10 protein-coding genes are annotated in these 20189 nt (G+C 58.9%); 1 reads left to right on the top strand and 9 read right to left on the bottom strand.

Annotated elements, in window-relative coordinates; all coding sequences use genetic code 11:
- Positions 1-55: 55 nt before the first annotated feature.
- From CKW23_RS16720 to CKW23_RS16690, 7 genes are all read right to left on the bottom strand, one after another.
- A complete protein-coding gene (locus tag CKW23_RS16720; protein ID WP_095068013.1) occupies positions 56-1621 on the bottom strand; it encodes an ABC transporter substrate-binding protein in 1566 nt (521 codons plus the stop codon).
- Positions 1622-1678: 57 nt separating this feature from the next.
- Positions 1679-2686: an ABC transporter ATP-binding protein gene (locus CKW23_RS16715; RefSeq protein ID WP_025259983.1), complete on the bottom strand. Its 1008-nt coding sequence runs from the start codon at positions 2684-2686 to the stop codon at positions 1679-1681.
- A complete protein-coding gene (locus tag CKW23_RS16710; protein WP_025259982.1) occupies positions 2676-3674 on the bottom strand; it encodes an ABC transporter ATP-binding protein in 999 nt (332 codons plus the stop codon). The genes CKW23_RS16715 and CKW23_RS16710 overlap by 11 nt, the downstream gene beginning before the upstream one ends.
- Positions 3671-4576, bottom strand: a complete 906-nt coding sequence (locus CKW23_RS16705; RefSeq protein ID WP_025259981.1) for an ABC transporter permease — start codon at positions 4574-4576, stop codon at positions 3671-3673. The genes CKW23_RS16710 and CKW23_RS16705 overlap by 4 nt, the downstream gene beginning before the upstream one ends.
- On the bottom strand, positions 4573-5547 hold the full coding sequence (locus CKW23_RS16700; RefSeq protein WP_095068012.1) for an ABC transporter permease: 975 nt from the start codon (positions 5545-5547) through the stop codon (positions 4573-4575). Before CKW23_RS16700 ends, CKW23_RS16705 begins: the two co-directional genes overlap by 4 nt.
- Positions 5544-7004, bottom strand: coding sequence for an FAD-dependent oxidoreductase (locus tag CKW23_RS16695; RefSeq protein ID WP_095068011.1), 1461 nt, complete (start codon positions 7002-7004; stop codon positions 5544-5546). The genes CKW23_RS16700 and CKW23_RS16695 overlap by 4 nt, the downstream gene beginning before the upstream one ends.
- 212 nt (positions 7005-7216) lie before the next feature.
- Entirely contained in the window at positions 7217-8167 is a 951-nt protein-coding gene (locus CKW23_RS16690; protein ID WP_095068010.1) for a LysR family transcriptional regulator, read from the bottom strand.
- 186 nt (positions 8168-8353) lie between these two features.
- On the opposite strand from CKW23_RS16690, the gene CKW23_RS16685 reads away from it, so the two are divergent.
- On the top strand, positions 8354-8923 hold the full coding sequence (locus CKW23_RS16685) for a GNAT family N-acetyltransferase (protein WP_095068009.1): 570 nt from the start codon (positions 8354-8356) through the stop codon (positions 8921-8923).
- A gap of 463 nt (positions 8924-9386) precedes the next feature.
- On the opposite strand, the gene CKW23_RS27280 is transcribed toward CKW23_RS16685, so the two are convergent.
- A complete protein-coding gene (locus tag CKW23_RS27280) occupies positions 9387-9554 on the bottom strand; it encodes a DUF6883 domain-containing protein (protein WP_095068060.1) in 168 nt (55 codons plus the stop codon).
- A 490-nt stretch (positions 9555-10044) separates the two neighbouring features.
- A partial coding sequence (locus CKW23_RS26700; RefSeq protein ID WP_177434654.1) for a hemagglutinin repeat-containing protein occupies positions 10045-20189 on the bottom strand: 10145 nt, incomplete at its 5' end.

Raw genomic sequence — 20189 nt, 5'->3', positions numbered from 1 at the left:
GGTGACGTCGTCGCGGATGAGCGGAGCGCCGCCCGATCCGCTCCCTCTCATATAACTAAGGCTGTTCGGTCACCATGCTCGCGGCAGTGCGGTCACTGACCAGTGGCTCGACTTTCAGGCCTTTGCGCGCAGCCCAGATGTTCTGGTAATGGAACAGCGGGATGATGCCGACATCGTCAGCCACCACCTTGGCAGACTGCTCCAGGATCGCCCGGCGCTTGGCATCGTCGAACTCGGAAGTAGCATCAACCAGCGCCTGATCCACCAGCGGGTTGCTGTAATGACCCCAGTTGGAGGCACCGCGACCCTTGACGCTGTCCACCGTGGTCAGGATGTTGGTCAGTGCATAGGCGGCTTCGCCGGTGCCGTTACCCCAGGCAACTACACTGATCGCAAATTCGTTCTTGTTGGCCTTGCCTGCATAAACAGCCCATGGCAGCACTTCCAGTTGCACCTTGACGCCAATCCGCGACCAGAACTGCGCCACGGCCTGCAGGGTTTCCGGCGCTTGCGGGTAACGGTCGCCCGGCACATGGACGGTCAACTGGAAGCCTTCAGGGAAGCCCGCCTGAGCCAGCAGTTCCTTGGCCTGTTTCGGGTCATAAGGGATGTTCTTCAGCTCGGGGTTGTAGCCGAAGGTCTTGGCCGGCATCCACTGATTGGCCTCGGTCACCGTGCCCTGCATGATGCGCTCGACAATTGCCTGACGGTTGATAGCCAGGTTCAAGGCCTTGCGCACCCGCACATCGCGCAGCGGGTTCTCGGCCAGTGGCTTGCCGGCATTGTCACGAATGAATTCGTTCGGACCCTCGCGGAAGCTTGGCTGAATCAGCAAGGCACGCAGGCCCGGATACGCGAAGACACTGACATTCGGGCTTTTCTTCAGGCGTTCCACATCGGTTGGCGACACCTTATCGATCACGTCCACATCACCGGCCAGCAAGGCCGCCGTACGGCTCGCGGCGTTGGAGATGAAGCGATAATCCACTTTGTCCCACAGCGGTTTCGGCCCCCAATAGTCGGCATTGCGCTCGAAGATCGTGCGGTCGCCCGGCACGAATGACACAAAGCGATAAGGCCCGGTACCGACCATCGCCTTGCCGCTGTTGTAATCGGCGCTTTGCGCGTCGGCACCCACGTGGCGGCTGACGATGTAGATCGAATCCACGTCCGGCAGCAGGTTGGCGTTGGGTGTAAGGGTCTTGATGATCAGGGTGTGATCATCCTTGGCCGTAACCGACTCCACCGTGCGCATGGCCCCGGCATAAGACGCCACGCTGCCCGGCACCTTGCGGGCACGCTCGAAGGAGAACACGAAGTCATCGGCGGTCAGGGGCTTGCCGTCCTGCCATTTGACGTCCTTGCGCAGGTTGAACTCCCAGGTCTTGTCGTCCAGGACTTTCCAGCTTTGCGCCAGACCCGGCAGGGTCTTGTCGTCACGGCGATTGACCAGCGACTCGAAGGCATGCAGGGCAACCGAGCGGTCACCGGCATAGTTGTTCAATTGCGGGTCAAGCGAGGAGACCGGATCGGCATAACCGATACGCAGACTCTGCGCCGCTGCGCTGCCGGCGGCCAGGATCAGGGCCGAGGCCAACAGTGAACGGACAAGTGGTTTCATGGGCTATTCCTTGTGCGTAATGGCAATGAGCGCCAGCATTGCAGCGCTCGTTCGGTGCTATTCATTGAGGTGACAGGCGCTCAGGTGGCCGGGTGCAACCTCCCTGAGCGTTGGAACTTCCTCGCGGCAGCGCGCCGTGGCATGCGGACAGCGAGGATGGAAATGACACCCGGCAGGCGGGTTCAGCGGGCTGGGGATTTCCCCTTTTATCGCGTCATAACGGGCACTGCGAACATCAAAGCGCGGAATCTGCGCCAGCAGGGCCTGGGTATAAGGGTGATTGGCTCGTGCAAACAGGTCATCGACACTGGCGCTCTCTACCACCCGCCCCAGATACATCACCACCACGCGGTCGCAGAGGTGTTCCACCACGCCGAGATCGTGGCTGATGAACAGATAGGTCAGGCCCAGCTCATCGCGCAGGTCCATGAACAGGTTGAGGATCTGCGCCTGAATGGACACGTCCAGCGCCGCCACCGACTCGTCGCACACCAGAAGCTGCGGCTGTACCGCCAAGGCCCGGGCAATGCCGATGCGCTGACGCTGGCCACCGCTGAACTGATGCGGGTAACGCTGGCGCAGTTGCGGGCTCAGACCCGCACGCTGCAATTGCGCACTGACATAATCGTCGAACCCGGCCTTGTCGGTCAGACCATGCAGCAAGGCGCCCTCCCCGACAATCTGGTCGACCCGAAGGCGCGGATTAAGGCTGGAAGACGGGTCCTGGAAAATCATCTGAATCTTCAGGCGCGCCGCCAGACGCTCCTCGGCCGTCAGGTCCTCAAGGCGCTTGCCGTCGATGGAAGCGGTCCCGGAGGATACGGGCAGCAACCCGGCCACCATGCGGCCCAGCGTTGACTTGCCGCAGCCAGACTCGCCCACCAGCCCAACGACTTCGCCACGGTTGATCCGCAAATCGACGCGATCCACCGCATGGGTCACGGCTGATGGCCTGGTCCACTGCATGCGTTGCAGCCACTGATTCAAGGTGCTGTCGTTATTGCGCTTACCGAAGGTTTTACTGACCTGGCTCAATTCGACGATGGGCGTCTGGTTAATACTCATCGGCAGCTCCCGGGTGAAAACAACGGACCAGACGACCCGCTTCGATTTCGCGACTGTGTGGTTCCTGCTCGCACTGATTGCTCGCTCGGGAGCAACGTGCAGCAAAGGCGCAACCGGTCGGCATCGACAACAGATCCGGTGCCATGCCGGGGATCTGGCGCAGACGCTGACCACGCTTGTTACGGCTCGGAAGGCTGTCGATCAGGCCCTGGGTGTAAGGATGCTGTGGACGATCCAGCACCGCCGATACCGGGCCTTGCTCGACGATACGACCGGCATACATCACGGCGATGTCATCCGCCAGACCGGCCACCACTGAAAGGTCATGGGTAATCCAGATCAGGGAGGTTCCTTGCTGACGCACAAGCTTTTGCACCTCGCTGAGGATCTGCGCCTGAATGGTCACGTCCAGCGCCGTGGTCGGCTCGTCGGCGATAATCAGGTCCGGTGCGTGCAACAGGGCAATGGCAATCGCCACCCGCTGGCGCATGCCACCGGAGAGCTGATGCGGATAGGCATTCAAGCGCTCGTCAGGGCTGGGAATTCCCATCAGCGCCAAGGTGTCACTGGCATGCTGACGCGCCTCGCGACGCCCCATCGGGCGATGAGCCTGCACCGCTTCGATCATTTGCGTATCGATGCGCAGGACCGGATTGAGGGTCATCATCGGGTCCTGAAAGATCATCGCAATGCGATTGCCTTGCAGGCTGCGCAACTGCGAAGCGCTCAGCTTCGTCAGATCGCGACCTTGAAACACCACTTCACCACCGCTGATACGCCCCGGCGCATCGACCAGCCCGAGAATGGAAAAACCGGTCACCGACTTGCCGGAACCCGACTCGCCCACAAGACCGAGAATCCGCCCCGGTTGCAGGCGCAGAGAAACATCGCGCACGGCAGGCAGAATGCCCGCCCGGGTATCGAACGACGTACAGAGGTTGCGCACATCCAGAGTCGGTTGCGCCAGAGACACTTCAGGCGCGCTCATCGTTGCAACCTCGGGTTCAAGACATCACGCAAACGATCACCCACCAGATTGATGGCCACAATGGTGATCAGCAGCGCCAGCCCCGGAAAGAAACTGATCCAGTATTCGTTGCTGAGCATGTACTGGAAGCCGTTGGCAATCAGCAGCCCGAGTGACGGTTCGGTAATCGGCACGCCAAGCCCCAGGAACGACAAGGTCGCCTCCAGCGTGATGCCCCTGGCAATCTGCAAGGCGCCGATCACGATCAGCGGCGGCAGGCAGTTGGGCAGGATATGCCGCACGACGATCCGCCATGAACCGATCCCCTGCCCCCGCGCCGCATCGACGTACTCGCGACGGCTTTCGGTCAAGGCCTGCCCACGGGCGGTACGGGCGTAATAGGCCCATTCGAGCAGCACCAGCGTCAGCATCACATTGCCGACGCCCTTGCCCAGCCAGGCCAGAATCATCAACGCCATGAGAATGACAGGGAAAGACAGCAGCAGATCCACCAGACGCATCAACAAGGCATCGAGCCAGCCGCCGACATAAGCCGACAGCAAACCCAGCAAGGTGCCAACGGCAGCGGCAATCAGTGCAGAACCGATACCGACCCACAGGCTGATACGCAGCCCGTAGATGATCGCCGACAGCAGATCACGGCCCTGGCCGTCAGTGCCCAGCCAATAGGTGTAGCCACCGTCGAGGTTTTCACTGCCCGGCGGCAGGCGTGCATCCAGCACATTGAGCTGCATCAGGTCATAGGGATTCTGAAACACGATCCACGGCGCCAGTGCCGCCATCAGCATGATGACCAGCAGCACCAGCAGACCGAACATGGCCGTATAGGAACGGGAAAACTCCACAGCACCGAGCCGCCATGGCGATTGCACGTGCAGGCGTGCGACCTGTACCTGACTCATCGGCCAGCCTCGATGCGCACACGCGGATCAAGCAGGTAATACAACGCATCGACGATCAGATTGAGCACCACGAAAATCACGACCACCACCATCAGATAAGCCACGACAACCGGGCGATCCAGCATATTGATACTGTCCAGAATCAGCTTCCCGGCACCCGGCCAGGCAAAGATACTTTCGGTCACCACGGCATAGGCGATGGTCGACCCCAGCTCCATTGCCAGCACTGTCACCAGCGGGATCATGGTGTTGCGCATCACATGCATGCACATCACCCGCATCGGCGACAGGCCCTTGGCACGGGCGAACTTGACGAACTCCTGGGGCAACACTTCGCGCACACCGGCACGAGTCAGGCGCAGCACAAGGGAAATCTTGAACAGCGCCAGGTTGAGCGCCGGAAGAATCAGGTGTTGCAGGCCATCCATCGTCAGGAACGACCACTGCACGCCAAGAAACTCGCGAGTCTCCCCACGCCCGCTGGCTGGTAGCCAGCCCAGGTGGATCGAGAACAGCATGATCATCATCAGCGCCACCCAGAACGCTGGCAGCGAGAAGCCCACAATGCTGGTGGCCATCATTACCCGCGAGACCGGGTGATCGGGATAAGTGCCCGCGAACATGCCCAGCGGCACACCCAGCAATACCGCCAGGAACAGGGCACTGAACGCCAGCTCGAACGTGGCAGGCAGGCGTTGCAGAATCAGGCGCATGGCATCTTCGTGATAGACGAAACTCTGGCCGAGATTGCCGCTCGCCGCGCCCTTGAGGAACAGCAGGTATTGCTGCCACAGCGGCTTGTCCAGCCCGAGGTGTGCGATAGCCGCCAGACGCTCGGCCTGATTCAGGTCCTCACCCACCAGAATGTCCATCGGATTACCAATGGCATTCAGGCCGATGAACACCACCAGCGTCATGAGCAACACCACCAGCAGCGACTGAACCAGACGCCGCACAGCCCAGCCGATCATCCGAGCAGCTCTTGGGCTGTGGGCGCACCGGCGACCCATTCGTCGCCCAGCAATTCGGGCTCGTTGTAGCTCTGCATGGCGGCAAAATGCAAATCGATGTCCTCGTTGAACAACTGCCCTGCCAGCCCATGGGCCAGGCGCTTTGCGCCTTCGCTGATGGCCGGAATATCCCCGGATACCGCCCCGTAACTCAAGGCTGCCGGGTAATTGAAGCAATGAATCTTCTCGATCCCCGGACACGCGCCAGGGGTTTTCTGCTGAAACTCGAAGCAGGTTCCCAGATCCGGCAGGGAACCCAGCTCGGCATCGAACTCATCCTCTGGTGCCTCGAAGCGATCGCTCCAGACCTGAATGTGCCTGGCGAAAGAAGAGAACTCGGGACGCAGGGTGAAGTCGGTCCGAAAGCCTGTAGCAAAGACCAGAAAGTCGTACTCCAGCTTCGCATTGGGCGTACGCACCACCAACGCGCCGGATTCGTTCTGCCGGACCGAAACAACCGGGCTGTTGAGCAGAAAGCGCGAGTCGGGTGAACGGGAAACACGCTGCGTACTGCCACGGGGTGGAGGTACTTGCTGGGCATTGAGGTAACGGCGGATGCGCCACTTCCAGCTGTCCGGCAAACGCCAGTAACCGTGGGTCATACCCGGATTACCCGCGCCCTTGCCTTTGTTGACCCTCGGCAACTCTGCACGACGTATCAGCAAGTCAACCTTCTGCGCACCCGCCTCCAGGGCCGTGGCGGCACTGTCCATGGCCGAAGCACCGCCACCGATCACGGCCACCCGCTTGCCGACAAACCAGTCATCCTGCAAACCATCGGCCGAGTGCGCCCATACATGGCGAGGCAGCTCCTGAGCAAAATCCGGCACCCAAGGGCCGCCGAGGCCATCACGCCCGGTCGCCAGCACCACATGCCGGGCTACATAGTGCTGATTGTGGCCGGGGCTGACGATATCCAGCTCGACCAGACCATCGGCGCGAGGCTGAACGCGGCTGACCCGGTGCTCATTGCGCACATCCAGATCCAGCACCTTGCGATACCAGCGCAGGTAATCCGCCCATTGCAGACGCGGGATCTTGTCCAGAGCATTCCAGGCCTCAAGCCCGAACTGCGCCTCGAACCAGGCACGGAATGTCAGGGCCGGCAAACCCAGCGCCGGACCGGTCAGTTGCTTGGGCGAACGCAGGGTTTCCATGCGCGCCGTGGTCGCCCACGGGCCTTCAAAACCGGTTGGGGACTGATCGAAAATCGTCGTCACCACACCCAGATGACGCAACTCGGCTGCCAGCGCCAGGCCGGCCATTCCGCCACCGATGATCGCAACATCCAGTACCGGGGCATCCTGATGCAAACGCGGCTTGACCCAAGGCGAGGCTGGCAGATCCAGCCACTCCAGATCCTGCTTGAGCCGGGCCTGCAAGGCGGCAAGGCCAATCGGTGCGTTTGTATCGGACATTTTCAGTACTCGTGCTGAAGATCATGGATAGAGCGAATCCATACAAAAAACGCTCCAAACTCACAATTATTGAATTCATAAGGCTTATGAATTCAAAAAACGAATACTAAAAGCTGATATTTATTACTACAACGGCAAAAAATGAATATTGATATAGCTTAAAACGATAAGAAATCAGAAAGGCGGATAAGCACGACGCTCGCTGCCGGGCTTCAACCGGCGTAAATGCTCTGCAACAGAGCATCATGCTCGCTGGGGGCATGCATGATCACGGAAGGCAGCAAGGCCTTAGCCGATGCAGCAAGCTCCGTCACCAGCGCCTGCGCCACATCGGACAACGGGCTGGCAAACGCCGAAACCAGACCGAAGAAGAACGGGATATTGAACTCGACCGGCCGCACCACCACCCCATCCACCGGCACACCCAGCGCAGTGAAAGGATCGACCAGCGCCACACCCAGCCCCACCCGCGCCATCTGCATGGCAATCAGCGACGTATTGGTATCGAGCATGTGCGGCACAGCGCCGCCGACATCCTGAAAAGCCTTGTCGATACGGCGTCGAAAACGATAAGGGTTGGACATGGTAATCAGCGTCTGGCTGGCCAGAACCTGCATCGGCAAGACATCGAAACGGGCCAGCGGAGAATCCGCAGCCAGCACCGCCACACAAGGAGACTCACCGATCCAGTGAATATCCAGCCCGCGATGCTCCAGCGGCAGGCTGACTGCGCCCAGGTCCATGGTCTTGGAAAGCACCGCCTGCACGACATTTTCAGGAGACATGCTGTGCAACTGGATGTGCTGCGGGCGCAGATCATCCGGCAAACGGGACAAGGCCAGCGGCAACAAACCCGCCGCCAGCGCCGGTATCGCCACCAGCTTGATCTGCCGGTTCTCGTCCAGCGCAATATGCTGCGCGCGCTGCCGGATATTGCGAATACCCAGCAGCGCACTCTCCACCTCGGCATACATCATGAACGCCTTCTGCGAAGGCGTGACCTTCGGCCCACTGCGCTCGAACAAGGCAAAACCCAGCTCCTGCTCCAACTCCTGGATGGCACGGGTCACCGAGGGTTGCGAACGCCCCAGCATCTTCCCCGCCGCCGTCACACTGCCCGCCGACATGACAGCCGCAAAAGCCTCGAGTTGTCGCAGATCCATATGCACGCCTTGAATCAATGAGGTGGAAACGTCCATCAGGCAAAGACTGCGATGAACAAACGGCAGGCAGTCTACACGCAGACAGGGCAAACAGAAGTATTGATCTGGATCACGGCCTGAAGGTGCCGAAGCGTAAAAGATAGGTAAACCGCCTGCTCAATCGACGCACGGCCCCAGGGGATAGACATGAACACCGTCACCAGCGACACGATCAGCGACGACCTCTACGCCCCTGACCTGCGCTTCATCCACTGGATCGAAGAACTGAGCGACGGCACCCACCTGCTGATCAGACCGATCCAGGAGGACGACCGCCAGCGAGCATTCGAATTCATCACACGCCTGTCGCCACAGACACAACACTTCCGCTTCCTCTCCCCCAACACCGAACCCGCCCCGCTGGCCCTCGACCAGATCATGGACGCCGACTACCAACAGCGAATGACATATGTCGCCTTGGTCATGGAAGACAATAACCAACTGAGCGAAATAGGCCTGAGCCACTACGCCGCGACAGAAGGCGACTACTGCTGCGAATGCGCCGTGGTGGTTGCCGAAAAATGGCAAGACCTCGGACTGGGCAAGTTGCTGATGCAACATCTTATGAATGCTGCGCGGTTGAACGGGTTTTATCGGATGTTTTCGATAGATTCGGTGAAGAATGCGAGGATGTTTAATCTGGCGCGGTCATTGGGATTTGAATGTCATCCGGATCCGTTGGAGCGGGGGCAGGTTGTTTATAAGGTGGGGTTGTGAATTAAAAACCGGTCAACTTGTGTGAACCCTTAATAAAATTTAGCCTGCAAGCAGGATCTTCTCACTAAGCGATATATACACATTAACTGACCAGCATCAACTCAAAATTCATTACCCCCAACACACAACTTATTGACAATAGCCACCCTACCACCCAAACCATTTAAACTACTCACCCCCTAACACAGTAAAAACCCAAACAGAGATACGCACTATGAACTGCACATTAATCAACCACATTTAAATCACCACTTTCAATCTTAAATTGATCGCCAGACAATGCCAATTGAGCAATAGTACGTCCCTCTTCGCCACAGAACTTGACCTCATAACCTTCAGCTTCCAGATGCCAGATGCCAGATGATAAATCTCAAAAATCGCTCCCCCCTGTTATAAGCTCTTCCCCAGAAACATCCTCAGTCAATACTGACAATATCAAAAACAAATAACTCATATACTACCCTCAACTAATATAAACAGTCATCACTCTAGAAATAGAAGAACCTGAATCATAAACCCACCCAGCGCGAACAATTGCCGCATTGCCATTTGGCCCGGTTATTGGCATATCTAATGTTACTCTCTGACCAAACTCATCAATACTACCCAACCTGGATGGATATATCTGCATTCCTTCCTGCACTTCCCTCATCAATGCTCAAGCATTCATTTGATTGCAACCAAAGCTGCCTCAAAAACCCTTGCTTTACCTACTGAATGTACCGAACTAAATGCATAAGATGCCAATTCACCAGAATCAATCACTATTTTTCAGCATTCATCAATCGACCCGATGCCTACGTCTGAATTACAGTTTTTGCATAACTGTAATTTTCCAGTTAGCTATAAGATCTGCCAACGAGTACGTAAAGTAGCAACAACTACCCCCCTAAATTTTTGCGCCTACTCAGAAACAACCTGCAACTCACTCCACAGTGGTTTCAGCCCTTGATCCTCCATATAAGTTCCATAGTCGAAAAAGTCCTTAACCCCAATATCATCATATAAAAGCCATGAAGCCTCGCACTCTTGACATATAAATAATAAAGTATCGAGAGCTAAAACTCTAGCCTTGACAATATCGCCCTGCTCACACCTTGGACACAGCATATAAGACCTCTTTATTTAACAGGATAAGCGGTAATGACCTTATTGGTCCCAGGCCGAACAATAATTTTAACACTTGTTTCTCCCGCAGTGCCAATTGCTCGGCCCATCGGGACAACATATGCACCAGGATCACCTACCACGGGGCTACCTTTCTTGAGCCATGCCTCATCAATAGTTCCTAGAATTTCTTTTCTTGCCATGCTGAAGACGCTATGCATTGTCTTGGTCGGGTTCGGCTTCGCATGCTCTAAAACATGCAAAATCCTGTTTCCCTGAGCCGATCCTTGCCCATATTCTAGCCCTGCAGGTGTTGTCCAAGTCCGCGTAGTTTTATCAAACGCTAGCTTTACTGCACCAGCTGTTTCTTTTGCCCCCGCCCTCCCAACCTGCGTGGTCGCCGTGGCTCCACCACCCAATACAATCGGAGTCACCTCCCTTTGGAAGCTGGACAACCAAATATTACGAGCTATCACATGATCAGAAAAATTACTTTCTACAAACTCCTGTAATATTTCTTGTTCATTGGGGCTAAATTCATCCGCCAAAGCATATTTATCCAGTGCTTTCGTGGCAGTCTCAACTGCGATTGACTGCTTATAACACTCATCCTCTCCTACACACCCGCCTAGCTGTGACTTTGTTTTCTGATCACTAAGAGCTTTATATCGAATTTGAAGATCTGCTTGACAAGCGGAAGGGTCACCAGCAGAACGACACCCTCTGATAGCCTCAACAAGGCTGTCAACCTCTTTATGGTCCAAATAGTTATAAATAGTCCCCTGCTGCGCGACCCAACCCGCAACCTGCTGATCCTTCTCACTGCCCCCTGCCACAGCAGCAACGCTCATACCAAGCAACTGAGAAGTCATTGCCAGTACTTGGTCATGAGCAATGCCTGGGAAAACTTTATCCCCAACCATTTGAATCAAGGCCTTGTTGGCACCAGCAGCCAACGCTGAGGTGGCGAAGTCTCCTCCTGCCGCCTCACCAATCAAGCCACCGACGATGGCATGTACTGCAATCTTGGTTGGCAAACCGCTTCCAACCAAACTGTCGCCGACTTGCTCGTAGATGGCTCCTGTGAGCATATCGGCAGCTAAGCCAATCGCAGCCTGACTCAAGTTGTCTTTAAATTTCCCACCATTGGTAACGGTTTTCATAGCAGCGTTAACCGCCAGACGAACACCTATATTGGTGCCTCCAATACCACCACTGACACCCGCTGCAAGGTAGCCTTTCAAACTGTCACTGGAGGTTACATCCTTAACTACTGCCCCCAGATTGCCTCTGTTATTGATCGTACTTATAACTGCGCCACTCGCTGCACTGGTGGCAACAGCCGTGAGAGCCACGTTGGCCCAGCCTGCTGCTACAGTCGAGCCCACTGCAGCTCCGCCAGCCACAGCAGATGCAGATGCAGTACCAGCCGCCGCCATGGCTGATCCTGAGCCAGCAGTGGCACTGGCAGCAGCACCTAGTGCACCGCTTGCGGCTCCAGCCGTTAAGGCCGCCACAATGATCATGATCGCCAACATCGCGCCCTGACCAAGACTGGAGTTGCTGTATTTGAAGGAATCATGAAGCTCCTTCACCTGACGCCAGTCCACATCCCCACGCTTCTCGGCTTCTTTCAGCCAGGCCAGTTGAGGGTCGGCCTGGACCATGGCATCAATGGTCTGGCTGACGGTTTGCTGGTCAATCTGCTTGATATCGATCTTCAAGCCTTCCACAGCTCGGATCGCAAGCTCACCTTGGGCCACCATTTCTGTCTGGCGCAGGGTTTCGTCGGTTCGACCCTTCCCTTTCATCGAGGTCCAGGCCAAGCTACTGCTGCTTTTCTCGTGGCTCTCCTGATGCAGGTCCTTCACCCCCTCAAAGGTGATACCCCCACCACTTTCAATAGTCAGGTCATTGCCACTGGTAAGTTTGGCCACCTGGTACAACTGGTCGCCACCGCTCTCCAGGGTCAGGTCGCCGCCTGATGTGATTTCGCTGCCGACATTGCGGATATCGGTCACTTCATCCCGCTTGGTTTTCTTTTTCCCCCAACTGCCTTTGCTCTTCTTGTCGTAGAGGTAGTAGTCACTGTCCTGTGCGGCCAGGATGCTGAGGTTTTCGCCTGCCGACAGGTTGGCGTTTTCGCCTGCGGTGATGCGGCTGGAGATGACGGCCAGGTCCTGGCCGGCGTTCAGGGCAATGCTGCCGCCGGCATTCAGGTCGGCGGAGACCTGTTTGACGTGGTCGGTCTGGACGGTGAGTTTCTTGCTTCTGGACAGGGAGTGGGTTTCGTCTGCCGCCGAGCTGATGGTCATGTTCTCGGTCGCGGCCATGGCGATATCGCGCTTGGCATCGATGTCGCTGGCTGCAACATTGATATCGCGTCCCGACAGAGCCATGAGGTCACGACCGACGCTGACGCTGGAGCCCAGTTGCGTGATGCTGGACTGGGTATTCGCTCCCTGTACCTTCGATGTCTCGGTTTGTGCCGCGCCGATATTCAGATCACGACCGGCAATCAGGCTGAGGTCACGACCGGCCTGTAGGGTGCCGCCAATATTCATTACATCGCGGCCAGCCTTCACAACAAGATCGTTTGCAGACTCGATACGGGCAGCATTTTCAACGAAATCCTGAAGCACACCCGCACTTTGCTGATCGCGAATGACGGTACGCTCGTTGACAACATCCCCACGGGTAGCGCTCAGCGTCACATCACGGCCATACAGAATGCCACCAGCCTTGTTGATCAGATCATTACTTGCCAGCAGGTCAAGACGATTGCCCGCCTCGATCAGGCCGACGTTGACCAGATCGTTGCCAGCCGTTGCCGACAGGTTGTTGGTGGCCCGCAAGGTTCCGACGTTATCGAGGTTTTCGCCTGCCGTCAGTGTGACGTCGTTGCCTGCAATCAGTGCACCGGTCGGACCCAGGCGGTTATTGGCCTGGGCCAGGTACAGCACCGGCACCAGGACTTTCTCGCCATTGACCTCATGTTCTTCGAGCCACACGATGTCGTGGGTCAGGGCCGCCACTTGTGGAGGACTCAATGTCACCCCGATCGTCAGGTTCAGTTGCTCCTTGCTGGCGATGGCGTTGTTCATCAGGTACTTGAGCTGGGCCTCGTTGGAGGTCTGCCCGGCCAGAAACGCCTGACCAGTACGGGCCACGATGGCTTGCTGGACAAGACGCTGTTCATACAGCCCATCACCGAGGCGCTTGGCACTGGCCTCCGGGTCGTAGCCCAGGCCGGCCAGCAGGTAGTCCGAGCTCATGAACTGGCGCAGATCGGTCAGGACCGGGTTGGTTTCGATGAGGTATTTGTGCGGATTCGGCGGCGCGGTGTTGCCAGGCAAGGCCTGGACACGGGCGACCTGGGTGCTCGGCACCGCCGTCGGCGTGGTTATGCCGTTCTGAACCGTGGTGTCATTGGAAGCCACAGGGGTGAAGGGAACGGTGCCGTTCTGACCCTGAACCTGTGTCACGTCGGCAACCTGCGTCAGGCCTGTGTTCCCGGTGCTATGGCCGGTAAGTTGCAGACGGGTCGCTGAATCGACCGGGGCGCTGGAATCAAAGGCGGAAGCATTGGCGCTCAAGCCGGAGTTCTGACGGACTACATCGGCCAGTTGGCGAGTGGTGGTCGAAACTTGCCCGGTTGTCCCGAACTGAAGGGTTCTGCCCTGAGTATCGGAAACGGTCTGCTCGCGTTGGGCGACAGATACGCTGGCACTGCCGAGTGTCCAGTTTTGTGGCGTAGTGCTGGCCTGGGTAGCGGCGACATTGCTGCCGGTCTGGGCACTCAGACGGAACAGGCCGTTCTGGCCGGTGGGCAGACTGAAGCCTGGCAGGGTGAGTGGGTTGACCTGTTGTTGGGACAGGTCGGGGGGTAGTTGGGCGTTGACGCGGATAATCGCCGTGCCAGCACCAGAGGGACTGATGCCCTGTACTTTGCTGGTGCCGCCAGCGGCTACATAATCCTGACGAATGACACTATTCTGCAAATTCTGGGTGGCTGTAATAGATACATTACCGCTGGATTGAATGACAGCGCTTCGGCCAGAATTTCCGCCATCTACAATCTTTTCAACATCACTTACAAGCCCAGAGCGCGTGATTAACTCCGGCACTTCAACAAGATTATTTTTATCATACAACGACACAGGCAAGGGCCTATTGTATGCACCCTCACTATAATAGCCATAGTACACATTGTTTGCATATGTAGAATTTATCGGATTCCTTATAAGATAATTATAAAACGTCCACCCGCCCTCATCATTCGTACTATATGCCTCACCAACAATCTCCCCTAGCCGAATCTCACCAGCATCATCTATGTAATAGACATTAGGAAAGTCCGGATTATTACGCTGATTATAACTTCTAAAAGCATCGTAACTCTCCCAGCTAGTTGAAGTATATATACGCGTACGCTCTACCGCTCCGCCGACAGCTCCAACATTCCTTACATTATCAGCACTAACACTTATATCCCCGACAGCACTGATCGTACTTTTACTGTTTAAAAAGTCTCCTCCAGCAAAAGTAAAGTTCCGCCCCGACGTCAATATCGCGGAAGCCGTGATATCAGTATCTTGCCCACCTTCAAAATACTCTCTTACAGCGTAATCCGCCAAAAAACGCCTATCGCAATCGTAACACCTGATCGCAATAATCCCTTTCACCAAAGTCCGACCGGCAGTAGAAGCCTGCTGGCTATCCGAACCTTCCGTGCGGTTCTCAAACGCCGTCGCGCTGATCGCAAAGTTGCCGCCACTTTCCATCGAACCCGAGATATTCGAGACCTGATTGGCCCGCTCAACGCCATCCCCTTTAATGGTCAAGTTATTCAGCGCATAAAAGTCGCCCTTCAGGTTGGTCAAACTCCCCACATTGGCCTGCATATCCCCACCGCTGAAGATCAGCCCCTGGCTGTTGAGCAGGCTCGCGGTGTTGAAGGTGAGGTTTTGCGTGGCCCCCAGGGTGCCGTAGTTGTTCACACTCCCGGCATTGACGATCAGATCGGCTGCCGACGTGATACGCCCATAGTTGCTGGCCAGACCGGTGATATTGAGTTCGGTGCGTGCGCCCCCCATAAGGCTCGCGGCACTGGTCAGTGCCAGTTGGCTGGCGGTCAGGCCCAGGGTGCCCAGGCTGCTGGTACGCCCACCTCCCCCATACCCCCCGCTCAGGTTCAGGCTCAGCGTCCCGTCACTGGCGATCAACCCTTCATTCGTCCAGGTCCCACCCGTGCCCACCAACGCACTTGACGCCAGCAACTGGCCGCTCGCGGTCTGGTTGAAGGTGCCGACGTTGACCGTCAGGCGCCCGGCCTGGATCACGCTGCTGTTGGTCCAGTTATCCGCCGTGATGGTCAGGCCACCGCGGGTCACGAGGTTGCCGCCGGCCTGGGTCAGGTTGGCGGTGGAAATATCAAAAGTGCCCGCGCCGGCGTGCAGCAGGTTGCCGTTGGCGTTGAGGAAGCTGGCGGCGTTGAGGATCAGGTTGCTGTTGGCAACTTCCACGGTGCCGTTGCGGTTGTCGAATTGGGTGCCGATCTGGAAGTCGGCGGTGTCGAGGGTGCCGAGTGAGCGGATCTGGCCGGTCTGGTTGTCGAGGCTGGCGGCCCTGATCGCAAGAGTGCTGTCGCTTTCGATGATGCCCAGGCGGTTGTTCAGGGCACCGGTCAGTCTGAGGTCGACCTGGCCGCCGGCGATCTGGCCGTCGTTGTCGCCGCTGTTGTCGAAGTCGTTGCCGATGACCCTCACCAGGCCTTTGGCGTAGATGCCGCCGTTGCGGTTGTCGACGTTGGCGGTGGTGAGCAGGGCTTCGCCGGTGCTGGCCGAGACGCGGCCGCCGTAGTTGTCGAAGCCGCCCAGGGCGGTCAGGCTCAGGCGCTGGGCCTGGATGACGCCGCCCTGGCGGTTGGCCGCGAGGTCGTAGCCATTTTTCAGGACGCCGCTGATTTGTGTGGTCAACAGCCCTTTGAGGCTGGAGAGCACGCCGCCGCGGTTGTCGAGGCTGGCGGCTTCTACTGTCAGGTTACCGTTCTGGGCGATGAGGCGACCGTTGAGGTTGTCGACGCCCTCGCCCGCTTCGACCTTGAGGGTGCTTTGGCCTTGTACCGCGCCCCGGGTGTTGTCCAGGCTCGCGGCGTCCAGTTCCACGCCCGCGTTCTGGCTGTAGATCAGGCCATCGGTGTGGTTGAGGACCTTGCCGCTGGCGGTGATCAGCAGGGCGCCGTTGGCGGCGACGGTGCCGCGGTTGCTGTTGTCCAGCAGCCCGGTGTTGAGGGTCATCAGGCGCTGGCTGACCAGTTGCCCGCCCTGGTTATGCACGGCGCTGCTGCGTTTGAGCAGCCAGTCACCGCCACTGGCGAGTTGGCCACCGGTGTTGGTCAGGGCACCGATCAGGTCGAGGGTGACCTTGCCCGGGCTGGTGAGCGTGCCAGTGCTGTTGTCGAGGGCATTGGCAGTGACGGTCAGGTCGGCCCCGCTGTCGATCAGGCCTTTCTGGCTGTTGTTCAGCAGGCCGGTGACGGTCAGGGTCTGTTCGGTGCCGCTGGAGAGGATGCCGCCGCGGTTGTCGAGGCGGTCGGCGGTGACGGTCAGGGCTGTCTGGCTGACCAGTGCGCCGTTGCCGCTGTTGAGCAACGCGCCGCTGAGGTCCACGTCCACCGCGCCGAGGCGGCTGGACAGGGTGCCGTTGGTGCGGTTGTCCAGGGAGGTGGCGGTCACGTCCAGCCCTTGCCAGCCGGAGAGCAGGCCGTTCTGGTTGAGCAGGCTGTCGGCATTGAGGGTCAGCATCTGGCTGCTGATCAGTTGGCCGCCGCTGTTGTCCAGGGTCCGCCCGGTCAGGGTGAAGCTCTGGGCGCTGGAGATTTCACCGCCCTGGTTGTTGATGTCCCGCACCCGGCTGAGGGTCAGGGGTCCGGTGGCGGTGATCAGGCCGGCGTTGTTGTTAAGGTCCGCACCGTTGAGGTCGATGCTCAGCGCGGTTGTGCCGATCAGGCGGCTGGCATCAAGGGACAGGGCCTCGAGGATCAGGGTCATACTGCCCGACGCCGAGACTTCGCCACCGGTGTCGGCGCTCAAGCTGTCAGCGGTGATGTTCAGGGTGCCAAGGCTGTTGATCAGGCCGTTGGCGCCGGTGTCGAGCGCTGCGGCATTCACGGTCAGGCCGGTGCCGCCCAGCAGTTGTCCGCTGCGGTTATTGAGGTCGGCCGAGGTGATCTTGAGGGTTTCGGCAGCGTTGATCAGGCCCTTGTCGCGGTTGGTGAGCAACCCGGTGACGGTCAGTTCCAGGGCGTTGCGGCTGGTCAGGGTGCCGCCGGTGTTATCCAGGGTGGCGGCCGTGGCGTCGACACCCGCGGCGGCGATCAGGCCCTTGACGTTGTTCAGGGCCTGGGCGATGCGCAGGGTCAGCAGTTGATTGCTCAGCAGCGTACCGCCGCTGTTGTCCAGCGATAGGGCCTTGAGGGTGAAGGCCTGGGCGCTGGAAATCTCACCGCCCTGGTTGAGCACGACCCCGAGGTTTTTCAGCAGCAGGGTGCCGGGGGCGTTGATCAGGCCGCCCTGGTTATCGAGCAGGCCCTGGTTGAGGTCCAGGCTCAGGGAGGTGGCGCTGGTCAGGTTGCCTTTGTGTTGTTCGAGGCTGTTGACGCTCGCCACCAGCGCCTGGCGGCTGGCAATGCTGCCCTCGTGGTTGGTCAGTTGGGCGGCGGTGAGGTCCAGGCGCTCGCCACTGCTGATCCGGCCCTTCTGGCTGTTGTCCAGGTCGCCGGTGTCGATCGTCACCCGGCCTTTGGCGCTAACAGTGCCTTGCTGGCTGTTGTCGAGAGCGGTGCTGTCCAGGTCCAGTTCGCCATCGGTGACCAGTTCGCCGCCCTGGTTGCCGAGGGCACCGGCGATGTCGAGGGTCAGCTTACCGGCACTGGAGACGCTGCCCGTCGTGTTGGTCAGGCTGCCGACCTCGAGGGTCAGGCTGCCTTCGCTGCTGATCAGGCCCTGGCTGTTGTCGAGCGCACCGGACAGGTCGATGCTCAGGCCTTGCAACCCGCTGATCACCCCGCCGCTGTTGTCCAGTGAAGTGCCGGTCAGGGTCAGGCCGGTGTTGCCGGACAGGACGCCCTTGGCGAGATTGGTGACGTGGTCAACGTCGAGGGTCAGTAATTGTTGCGCAAGGATCTGGCCGCCAGTGTTGGTCAGCGTCTGGCCGGTCAGGGTGATGCCGTGTTGCGTGGAGATCTCGCCGCCCTGGTTGTCGACGTCATCGACGGTCAGGGTCAGGGCCTCACCCGCCCCGACAAAGCCTTTCAGGCTGTTGTTCAGGGTGGCGCCGGTCAGGTTCAGGGTGCCCAGCGCGAAGAGTTGTCCGCCCTGCTGTTGCAGGTTGCCGATCACGGCGGTGAGGGCTTGTTTGCTGGAAATCTGGCCCTGGGTGTTGTCGCCGCTGGCAGCGCTTATTTCAAGATCGCCATCGGCAATCACGGTGCCCTTGACGTTGCCCAAGGCCTGGTCGACGGTCAGTGTCAGGCCGGCGCGGCTGCTGATCAGGCCTTCGTTGTTGTCCAGGCTGTCGCTGTCGATGTTCAGGCCGGTGGCCGACACGGTGCCCTTGAGGTTCCTGAAGAACTCGACAAGGTCCAGGGTCAGCCCCTGGCTGCTCAGCAGCTTGCCGCCGCTGTTGTCGAGGCTTTTGGCCGCGAGGGTAAAGGCCTGGACGCTGGAGATTTCACCGCCCTGGTTGTCCACCGCCTTGAGGTTTTTCAGCAGCAGTGCGCCGGGGCTGTTGATCAGGCCGTTCTGGTTGTTCAACTGGCCGTTGTTCAGGTCCAGGCTCAGGGTGGTGTTGCTGAACAGTTCGCCGCCCTGCTGATCCAGGCTTGTGACGCTGGCGGTCAGGGCCAGCGCACTGGCGATACGGCCCGCGCTCTGGTTGATGACTTCACCGGCAATCAGTTCCAGGGTGTCGCTGCTGGTCAGTTGCCCGCCCTGGCTGTTGTCGAAGGCACCGGTGGTGACGGTGGTGGCGCCCAGGCCGGAGAGTTTGCCTTTTTCGCGGTTGTCCAGGCTGGCGCTGACCACGGTCAGGGCGGCGTCGGTGGTGATCGAGCCGGTCTGGTTGATCAGTTCGCCGTCGGTGGTGACCTTGAGCGCCCCGGCGCTGGACAGCGTGCCCCGTGTGTTGTCCAGGGAAGCGGCCTTGACCGTCAACGCCGCTTCACTGCTGATCAAACCGGCGCGGTTATCCAGTGCGCCGCTCAGGGTCAGCGTCTGGGCCTGCTGGCTGGCCAGGGTGCCGCCGGCGTTGTCCAGGCGTTTGCCGTCCAGGGTCAAGGTCTGACCGAACAGCAGGCCCTTGTTCTCGTTGATCACCCGCTCGACGATCAGTTGCAGCGCCGTACCGGCCAGCACCTTGCCGCCGTCGCTGTTATTGAGTTGTTCAGCGATCAGTTCCACGCCCACCTGGCTGGAAATTTCACCGGCCCGGTTGTCGATTTCGTCGACCTCGAGTTTCAGCGCTTTTGTGGCGCCTACCAGACCACCGGCCCCGTTATCCAGGGTCTTGCCGGTCAAGGTCAGGGTGCCCTGGGCCACCAGTTCGCCGCCTTGCTGGGTCAGGCTGTCGACGGTGGCGGTCAGGTTGTTCTGACTGGCGATGCGGCCCTGGCCGTTGAGCACCGTGTCGGCCTGCAACGTCATCACGCCCACGGCGTTGAGCAGGCCGTTCTGGTTATTCAGTTGGGTGCCGGTGAATTCAAGCCCGGCCTGGCTGGTGATACCGCCCTTCTGCGCAGCGCTCAAACCGGTCTGGCTATTGTCGAGGTCACCGATCAACAGCGTCATCAGCTTGTCGGAGCGGATCACCCCGCCGCGGTTGATCGCGCTGTCGCTGTTCACGGTCAGCAGGTCCTGCCCCACTACCCGGCCGCCCTGATTGTTCAAGGCCTGGCTGGTCAGGTTGAGGATGCCCTTGGCCTGCACCTGGCCGCCGGTACGGTTATCCAGGGTGCCGGTCAGGGTGATATCCAGTTGGCCATCGGTGAGCACGGCACCGGCCAGGCGGTTATCCAGGCTCGCGGCCTGCAGGTTCAGACCCAGGCCTGCCCCCAGGGTGCCGGCCTGGTTGTCGAGGGCTTGAGCCAGGATGACGGTCA

It is taken from the genome of Pseudomonas sp. Irchel 3A18 (assembly GCF_900187465.1).
Classification (GTDB): domain Bacteria; phylum Pseudomonadota; class Gammaproteobacteria; order Pseudomonadales; family Pseudomonadaceae; genus Aquipseudomonas; species Aquipseudomonas cichorii.
This window is presented reverse-complemented; position numbering and strand designations above follow the sequence as displayed.